Here is a 1,678-nt window from a genome sequence, read left to right on the forward strand (position 1 = left end):
TATGGTGTCGAACATTTCAACATTACGACCAAAAGCAAAATCTGTATTTTCTCTTTTCTTTGGTTCTTCTAAATCATCAAAACAATCAGCTAAATCATTTAACTCATATAAATCAGCACCTGACCAAAAGGGCGACCAGTGAGGATTTAGCGGGTTTTTAGTAATCAGTCCCGCATAGCCAAGATCAGCACCAAGACGAGTAGCCATATTGTAATATAATGCTCTGGCAAACTTGACAGGCTTCTGTCTGCTTTTCTCTGTTGATGAGATCGGAGCATTAAGCATATAACCGTAATGACATCTACCAGAGTCTGGTGATTTTGTTATAAAAGACGGGATGGGCAAATGAGCATTTTCAAACTCATAAAAGCAGTTTTCTTTGTCTAAATCAAATATCATTGTATGAAGATACAACGGGTGATTTACTTGTAAATAAAGCATATCTAAAGCTTTATTCTTATTTTGAATAGTCAATCCAAAATCAAGATCATTAGTAGCATATGGCTTTAAAGGTATTTGACTTTTTAATATCTCTCTGTTATTTTCTATATTGAACATTTAGCAGTATCCTTTCTGTAATGCCCCGTTCTCTCACTGTCGCCAAACTAATCGAGAACGCGGGCTTTTCTTTTATTTATAATCTCTTACAGTTTTACTATATCAAAAAAAGTTGTCAATAGATCCGTAAAAAAAAGTTGTTAACTGTGCCATTAGCCATATCAGGTATTAGACGGAGTTTTGGGGACACTACACCACAGCGAAGCACTGGCCGAAGGCTATTGCAGAGTAAGTCACACTGTAACGTATACTAAACTCTATGCAGGATCTGGCTGTGCTGGATAGGAGAACATGAGATGCAGAAACCAAAGCGTAGACTCGGTTTTATGATTGGTAAGAGCAATGCAACATTGCCACCAGATGACGAAACAGAAGCAGAGCTTGATCAGGAAGTCTTGAAGCTGTTTTATCCTAACCAAGAGACACAAGACACTATAGAACGCTCAGAAGCCGGTACAGACGTTTTCATGGCCTCCGGTTCTGATGACCTGTTCAAAAAACTGAAGCTGTAGGTGAAGCTGTAGGGCAGGGGAGAGATGGCCATCTTCACCACTTGAGAACAAACCGACCCGGAACGGTGAGAGAAGGCCAACCCTCGATGCAGTATATACTAATATATACTATAGTCTGTTGATTTTATGAGCATTTCAAACCAATAGACGCCAGCAAACGAGCAAAAGCAAGTTTTACTCGTTTCTGTCGCCGCCGATCAAACCCCATTCCTTAAAATCTGGTGATCTGATGGTCACGAACTTTGTCAGATTTCACGTAGCAGCAGCATTTTTTACGCAAAGCTACCTATTACGCACAGCTACCCATCAAGACAATATATTATTTACCCTATTTTTTATTTGCATTTTATTTGTTGTGCAGTGTATCTATTTATGTAGCCGCTATATTGACAAACTTTTTAGATCGGTTATTTATTTAAATATAGGTTGAGTTCAGCTTTATTTTTGTTTTTCGGAAACTGAGGCAAGGTGTAATCCCGTAGCCGGTATTATACCCAATCCTTCGGATTGCCCTATCTCGCTTTGCTCGTAGGGTTGAAAAAAAGATCTACCCTTCCGCCTATTCCCCTTATCAAAGGGGAGGCGGTAAACCATAGTTTTACATTGAA

2 protein-coding genes are annotated in these 1,678 nt (G+C 39.2%); one reads left to right on the top strand and one right to left on the bottom strand.

The features are described from left to right. Positions 1 to 558 (bottom strand): replication initiation protein (locus FYJ60_RS12390; RefSeq protein WP_205839106.1); only part of this gene is annotated, 558 nt, incomplete at its 3' end. Positions 559 to 854: 296 nt separating this feature from the next. Between FYJ60_RS12390 and FYJ60_RS12395 the strand changes: the two genes are divergently transcribed. Beyond that, positions 855 to 1,070: a hypothetical protein gene (locus tag FYJ60_RS12395; RefSeq protein ID WP_154458984.1), complete on the top strand. Its 216-nt coding sequence runs from the start codon at positions 855 to 857 to the stop codon at positions 1,068 to 1,070. The last annotated feature ends 608 nt before the right edge of the window (positions 1,071 to 1,678 follow it).

It is taken from the genome of Bilifractor porci (assembly GCF_009696005.1).
GTDB classification, from domain to species: Bacteria; Bacillota; Clostridia; order Lachnospirales; family Lachnospiraceae; genus Bilifractor; species Bilifractor porci.